Source organism: Pseudomonas sp. D(2018), from assembly GCF_005502555.1.
Lineage (GTDB): Bacteria > Pseudomonadota > Gammaproteobacteria > Pseudomonadales > Pseudomonadaceae > Metapseudomonas > Metapseudomonas resinovorans.
Genome location: NZ_SCOK01000101.1, coordinates 1 through 6,580, shown reverse-complemented (window position 1 = coordinate 6,580; position 6,580 = coordinate 1). Strand labels below are relative to the sequence as shown.

At 63.3% G+C, this 6,580-nt stretch carries 5 protein-coding genes; 3 read left to right on the top strand and 2 right to left on the bottom strand.

The features are described from left to right. Window positions 1-143: 143 nt before the first annotated feature. Window positions 144-1,850 (bottom strand): long-chain-fatty-acid--CoA ligase FadD1, encoded by a 1,707-nt coding sequence (gene fadD1 / locus FFS60_RS28225; RefSeq protein WP_137823864.1) that lies wholly within the window; start codon window positions 1,848-1,850, stop codon window positions 144-146. A gap of 356 nt (window positions 1,851-2,206) precedes the next feature. Beyond that, the gene (fadD2, locus tag FFS60_RS28220; protein WP_137823863.1) at window positions 2,207-3,895 is read right to left on the bottom strand and encodes a long-chain-fatty-acid--CoA ligase FadD2; all 1,689 of its coding nucleotides are present in this window, start codon (window positions 3,893-3,895) and stop codon (window positions 2,207-2,209) included. 185 nt (window positions 3,896-4,080) lie between these two features. On the opposite strand from fadD2, the gene FFS60_RS28215 reads away from it, so the two are divergent. The 3 genes from FFS60_RS28215 (at window position 4,081) to FFS60_RS28205 (ending at window position 6,309) form a co-directional block, all read left to right on the top strand. Further along, a complete protein-coding gene (locus FFS60_RS28215; RefSeq protein ID WP_137823862.1) occupies window positions 4,081-4,818 on the top strand; it encodes an ABC transporter substrate-binding protein in 738 nt (245 codons plus the stop codon). A gap of 64 nt (window positions 4,819-4,882) precedes the next feature. After that, window positions 4,883-5,842 (top strand): alpha/beta hydrolase, encoded by a 960-nt coding sequence (locus FFS60_RS28210; protein ID WP_137823861.1) that lies wholly within the window; start codon window positions 4,883-4,885, stop codon window positions 5,840-5,842. Further along, window positions 5,839-6,309 (top strand): MaoC family dehydratase, encoded by a 471-nt coding sequence (locus tag FFS60_RS28205; protein ID WP_137823860.1) that lies wholly within the window; start codon window positions 5,839-5,841, stop codon window positions 6,307-6,309. The genes FFS60_RS28210 and FFS60_RS28205 overlap by 4 nt, the downstream gene beginning before the upstream one ends. Window positions 6,310-6,580: the final 271 nt, after the last annotated feature.

Here is a 6,580-nt window from a genome sequence, read left to right as displayed (position 1 = left end):
CGAGCTGATGGGATAAATCCCGCTCCTCGCTTTCGATTACCCAGAAACACCAACGCCCCGAACCAGTCGGGGCGTTGGCTTGGCCTGCACTCAGGGAGTTTTCACACGGCCTGGAGTGCGGGGCCTTGTCGTGCGGGGCGGGATCAGACCTTGGCCGTTTCCTGCTTCGCCTTGAGCTTCTTCAGCTCTTCGTCGCGCAGCTCGCGGCGCAGGATCTTGCCGACGTTGGTGGTCGGCAGCGCGTCGCGGAACTCGATGGCGCGCGGCACCTTGTAGCCGGTGACGTTGCTGCGCATGTGCTCCATCACCTGCTCCTTGGTCAGGCTGACGCCGGGCTTGGCGACCACGAACATCTTGATCGCCTCGCCGGATTTCTCGTCCGGCACGCCGATGGCGGCGCACTGCAGCACGCCCGGCAGGGTCGCCAGCACATCTTCCAGTTCGTTCGGATACACGTTGAAGCCGGAGACCAGGATCATGTCCTTCTTGCGGTCGACGATGCGCATGAAGCCATCGTCCTGGATCACCGCAACGTCGCCGGTCTTCAGCCAGCCGTCGGCATCGAGCATTTCATCGGTGGCTTCCTGGCGCTGCCAGTAGCCCTTCATGACCTGCGGCCCCTTCACGCACAGCTCGCCGGGCGCGCCCAGGCCAACGTCATTGCCTTCGTCGTCCACCACCTTGCACTGGGTGGAGGGCACCGGGATGCCGATGGTGCCGATCTGGATGTTCTGGAACGGGTTCACCGACACCACCGGGCTGGTCTCGGTCATGCCGTAGCCTTCGCAGATGGCGCAACCGGTGACCTGCTTCCAGCGCTCGGCAGCGGCCAGTTGCAGGGCCATGCCGCCGGACAGGGTCAGCTTCAGCGCGGAGAAGTCCAGCTTGCGGAAGTCCTCGTTGTTGCACAGGGCCACGAACAGGGTGTTCAGCCCCACGAAACCGGTGAACTTGTACTTCGCCAGCTCCTTGGTCATGGCCGGCAGGTCGCGCGGGTTGGAGATGAGGACGTTGTGGTTGCCGGTCAGCATCATCGCCATGCAATGGAAGGTGAAGGCGTAGATGTGATAGAGCGGCAGCGGGGTGATGAGGATCTCGCAACCTTCGTTCAGGTTGGCGCCCATCAATGCCTTGCACTGCAGCATGTTGGCGATCAGGTTGCGATGGGTCAGCATCGCCCCCTTGGCCACGCCGGTAGTGCCACCGGTGTACTGCAGCACGGCGATGTCACCGCCCTGCGGGCTGGCTTCGTTGACGGCACGGCCACGGCCCTTGGCCAGGGCATCGTTGAGCTTGATTGCCTGGGGCAGGCTGAACGGCGGCACCATCTTCTTCACATGCTTGATCACGGCATTGACCAGCAGGCGCTTGAAGGTCGGCAGCAGGTCACCGACTTCGGTGACGATGACGTGTTTCACGCCGGTCTTGGGCAGGACTTCTTCGGCCAGGTGAGCCATGTTGGCCAGGCAGACCAGGGCCTTGGCGCCGGAATCGTTGAACTGGTGCTCCATTTCCCGCGCGGTGTAGAGCGGGTTGGTGTTGACGACGATCAGGCCGGCACGCATGGCGCCGAACACCACCACCGGGTACTGCAGGATATTCGGCAGCTGCACGGCGATGCGATCGCCGGGCTTGAGATCGGTGTGGTTCTGCAGGAAGGCGGCAAAGGCGCCGGAAAGTTCGTAGAGCTCACCGTAGGTGAGGGTCTTGCCCAGGTTGCTGAATGCGGGCTTGTCGGCAAAGCGTTGGCAGGACTCCTTCAATACCGCCTGGACGTTGGGGTATTGATCGGGGTTGATCTCGGCAGGAACACCCGCTGGGTACTTGTCCTTCCAGAAGTTATCGGTCATGGAGGCCCACTCCTAAGCAACAGCTGATTTCACTACCCTCCGAGGGGCAGTTGTTTGTTGTGTTCTGTGCAATTGTGCGCCCGTGCGGGCAAAAAAACGCGCCGAGATTAACAGCTTTACCAAGGGCCCACCAGCACCAAACCAGCCCCATGCAGTCATGAAAGTGACCAAAACAGTGCACATCAGTCACTTTTGGAGTCCAGACTCTAATTCGCCGACAAACGGCGTATTTCGGGGCTTTCACGGGTTCTGGGAAGCGTGATGAGCGAATCGGACAGGGCGTCCGGGGCGGAAGGCGGGTCACACGCGGGGGGAAGAGCGAGGGCAGGACGGAGGACCCGCCCTGCCCTTTTCGGTCAGGCGATGTCGCGCAGCTCGCGACGCAGGATCTTGCCCACCGGGGTCATCGGCAGGGCGTCCTTCAGCACGATGTGCTTGGGCACCTTGTAGCCGGTGAAGTTTTCCTTGCAGTAGGCCTTCAGCTCCTCGACGCTGACGCCGCCATCGCGCGGCACCACGAAGAGCTTCACCGCCTCGCCGGACTTGTCGTCAGGCACGCCGATGGCCGCGCAGCTGGCCACCTTCGGGTGGGCCATGACCACGTCCTCGATCTCGTTCGGATAGACGTTGAAGCCGGAGACGATGATCAGGTCCTTCTTGCGGTCGACGATGCGCACATAGCCGTCCGGGTCGATCACGGCAATGTCACCGGTCTTCAGCCAACCCTCGGCATCCAGCACCTCAGCGGTTGCCTCGGGACGCTGCCAGTAGCCCTTCATCACCTGCGGCCCCTTGATGCATAGCTCGCCGCGCTCACCGAGGGGCAGTTCGTTGCCCGCATCGTCGATGGTCTTGAAGGCGGTGCCCGGCACCGGGATGCCCACGGTCCCCAAGCGTGCCTGGCTGCCATACGGGTTGGTGCTGGCCACAGGCGAGGTCTCGGTCAGGCCGTAGCCTTCCACTACCGAACAGCCGGTCATCGCCTGCCAGCGTTCGGCAGTGGCCTTGACCAGCGCAGTACCGCCGGAGTTGGTGACCTTGAGGTTGGAGAAGTCGAGGTTCTTGAATTCGGGATGGTCCATCAGCGCCACGAACAGGGTGTTCAGGCCCAGCAGCGCGGAGAAGCGCCACTTCTTCAGCTCCTTGATGAAGCCACCGATGTCGCGCGGATTGGTGATGAGGATGTTGTGGTTGCCATTGACCATCATGCACATGCAGTTCGCGGTGAAGGCATAGATGTGGTACAGCGGCAGCGGCGCAATCATGATCTCCTGGCCCTGCTTCATCAGTGGCGCACCATCCGGGCCGAGCTGCGACAGGCAGGCGTCCACTTGCTGCATGTTGGCCACCAGGTTGCCGTGGGTCAGCATCGCGCCCTTGGCCACGCCGGTGGTGCCGCCGGTGTACTGCAGCACGGCGATATCTTCCAGCCCCACCCGCACCGGTTTCAGCGCATGGCCCTGGCCCAGCTTCAGCGCCTCCTTGAAGGACACCGCCTGTGGCAGGTGGTAGTCGGGGACCATCTTCTTCAGCTTCTTGACCACGGTGTTGACCAGCCAGCCCTTGAGGCTTGGCAGCAGGTCACCCATGCGGGCTTCGATCAGGTATTCGATCTCGGTATCGGGCAGCACCTCTTCGACCAGCTTGCCGAACAGGTTGATGTAGACCAGCGCGCGCACCCCGGCGTCCTTGAATTGATGACGCATCTCGCGGGCGGTGTAGAGCGGGTTGGTGTTGACCACGATGAGCCCGGCGCGCAGGGCACCGAACACGGCGATGGGGTACTGCAGGACGTTGGGCATCTGCACGGCGATACGGTCGCCGGGCTTGAGGTCAGTGTTCTTCTGCAGGTAGGCGGCGAAGGCGGCGGACAGGCGGTCCAGCTCGGCATAGGTCAGGGTCACACCCAGGTTGCTGAAGGCGGGGCGGTCGGCGAATTTCTTGCAGGATCGCTCGAACACCTCGATCACCGACTTGTAGGCGGCCAGATCGATTTGGTTGGGCACGCCGGCCGGGCGTTTGTCGCTCCAGAAATCAGGTTGCATTGTTCTTGTCCTCTTAGCCCTGAAATAGTCTGGCCCGCGCTGCGGGGCTGCCCGGAACTTAGCAGCTCCTAGGCAACGCGCAAATATGCGAGCGGGCGTCATTGACCGCTTGAATCTTGCCGATAGTCCAGTTAGATTCGCCTAGCATCAGAACAAGAACATGACATCTGGATTACTTATCACTCATGCGTTTCCCTCTGGCCCTCTGGGCGTTGCTGTGCTGCCTGCTCCTCAGCTGCGGCGTTCGGGCCGACCTCCGTCTGGCCACCCTGGAATACCCTCCCTACTGCTCGCAGTACCTGCCGCAAGGCGGCAGCATCGTCGAGCTCACCACCCGCGCCTTCGCATCCCAGGGCTACAAGGTCCAGGTGGACTTTATGCCCTGGGCCCGTGTTCGCGCCGCCCTGCACAGCGGCCACTACCAGGGCGCCCTGGCCCTCTGGCCACGGGAAGTGGTCGAGGAAAACCTGCGTGCCTCGCGGCCGCTGTTCTATAGCGAGCTGGGATTCTTCGTGCGCGCCGACTCGCCGGTCCGGTTCAAGAAGCTCACCGACCTCAAGGGACGCAAAGTAGGTGTAGTCCGGGGCTACGGCTACCCGGCCAGCGTGCTGCGTTCGGGTTTCAGCGCCGAGGAAGCGGTGGACGACATCTCCAACCTGCGCAAGCTGGAGGCACGGCGTTTTGACCTGGTGCTCCTGGAGCGGGTGGTGGGCCAGTATCTAATCGCGAAGGACGAGCACCTGCGCGGCAAGCTCCAATGGCAGTCCCCGGCCCTGGAACGCATCCCCCTGTTGGCGGGATTCACCGCACCGCAGCCCGGGCAGCCGGACTGGGCGCACGTGTACGAGCGCGGGCTCAAGACCCTGCTGGCCAGCGGCGAATACATGCGCATACTCGAACGCCAGAATACCCCTCCCCGCTGAGCAGGCTTTGCGCCACCAGCACACCCGTGCACAATGCGTCGATTCCCCGGCAAAAGGATCGGCCATGCGCCACGACGCCTTCTGGCTCGACGCCAGCGATGCAGTGCCCCTGTACGTCAATCACTGGTCCGGCGAGGCACCGCCCCGGGCGGTGGTGATGCTGTCCCACGGCATGGCCGAGCACAGCGGCCGCTACGCTCGCCTGGGCGAGGCCCTGGTGGCCGCCGGGTTCGAACTCTATGCCCTCGACCAGCGCGGACACGGGCGCACCGCCGAGCATGGCGTCCTCGGCCAGTACGCCGCGGATGACGGCTGGAGCAAGGTCATCAACGACCTCGCCAGCCTCAACCACCATATCCGCCAACAACATCCGCAAGCGCCCATCCTCCTGCTGGGCCACAGCATGGGCAGCTACATCGGCCAGGCCTACCTGATGCAGCACAGCTGCAGCCTGCAGGGCGCCATCCTCTCCGGCTCCAACTACCAGCCAGTGGCGTTGTACAGGGTGGCCAGACTGGTGGCGCGGTTCGAGCGCTGGCGCCAGGGCAAGGAGGGCCGTAGCCCGCTGCTCGAGTTCCTCTCCTTCGGCTCTTTCAACAAGGCCTTCAAGCCCAACCGCACGGCTTTCGACTGGCTCAGCCGCGACCCGCAGGAAGTGGACAAGTACGTCAACGATCCGCTCTGCGGCTTCCGCTGCACCAACCAGTTGTGGCTCGACCTGCTCGGCGGGCTTCAGAACATCACCCCGCCGAAGCACCTGGCGCAGATCGACCCCGACCTGCCGCTGCTGGTGATAGGCGGTGAACGCGACCCGGTCAGCGAAGGCCGGCGCCTGCAGGATCTGGCCGCAGCCTTGCGCCGGGCCGGCCTCAGGAACGTGCAGTTGAACATTTACCCCGGCGCCCGCCACGAGCTGCTCAACGAGAGCAACCGCGACGAGGTGACCCGCGACTTGATCGACTGGCTGGAGCAGACCCTTGCCCACAGTCGACCCAACCAAACGCAAGCCAAGGAGACCGCATGAGCCAGGTAACCAACTTCACCTACGACGCGCTGGACGTCGGCCAGAAAGCCACCTTCTCCACGACCGTCGAAGAGCGCCACATCCAGCTGTTCGCCGCCGTCTCCGGCGACCGCAACCCGGTGCACCTGGACGCAGAGTACGCTGCCGGCACGATGTTCAAGGAGCGCATCGCCCACGGCATGTTCACCGGTGCCCTGATCAGCGCCGCCATCGCCTGCGAAATGCCCGGCCCGGGCAGCATCTACCTTGGCCAGCAGCTCAAGTTCACCCGCCCGGTGAAACTGGGCGACAGCCTGACCGTGGAGCTGGAGATCCTCGAGAAACTGCCGAAGAACCGCGTGCGCATCGCCACCCGCGTGTTCAACCAGAACGCCGAGCAGGTGGTCGATGGCGAAGCCGAAGTGCTGGCGCCCAAGCAGCAGCTGTCGGTGGAACTGCCGGAACTGCCGCCGATCACCATCGGTTGAGGTTTCGCTGGATACGAAGACGCCCGGACTTGATCCGGGCTTTTTTGTTGGCGCTCAGTTGCCGCACCTGTGGGGGCGAATTCATTGGCTATGTCTGCGTTAAGTGTTGCTAGAACGTTCTGAGCCAAGTTGATTGCCGAGTTCTGCGGAGGTTTCTAGTTTCGCCTTCCCAGGCGAGTCCCTTTCTCAAACGCCAGAAAGGAACCAAAGGGCTTGCCCCTGCATCCGGCCCCGGCTTCGCCGGGGTTCCCTCGCTCCATCGTTGCTCCGG

Excerpts from the sequence above, each read along its gene's own strand:
- FFS60_RS28210 (WP_137823861.1), top strand. The coding sequence starts at position 4,883 with ATGCGCCACGACGCCTTCTGGCTCGACGCCAGCGATGCAGTGCCCCTG.
- FFS60_RS28205 (WP_137823860.1), top strand. The coding sequence starts at position 5,839 with ATGAGCCAGGTAACCAACTTCACCTACGACGCGCTGGACGTCGGCCAG.
- fadD1 (WP_137823864.1), bottom strand. The coding sequence starts at position 1,850 with ATGACCGATAACTTCTGGAAGGACAAGTACCCAGCGGGTGTTCCTGCC.
- fadD2 (WP_137823863.1), bottom strand. The coding sequence starts at position 3,895 with ATGCAACCTGATTTCTGGAGCGACAAACGCCCGGCCGGCGTGCCCAAC.
- FFS60_RS28215 (WP_137823862.1), top strand. The coding sequence starts at position 4,081 with ATGCGTTTCCCTCTGGCCCTCTGGGCGTTGCTGTGCTGCCTGCTCCTC.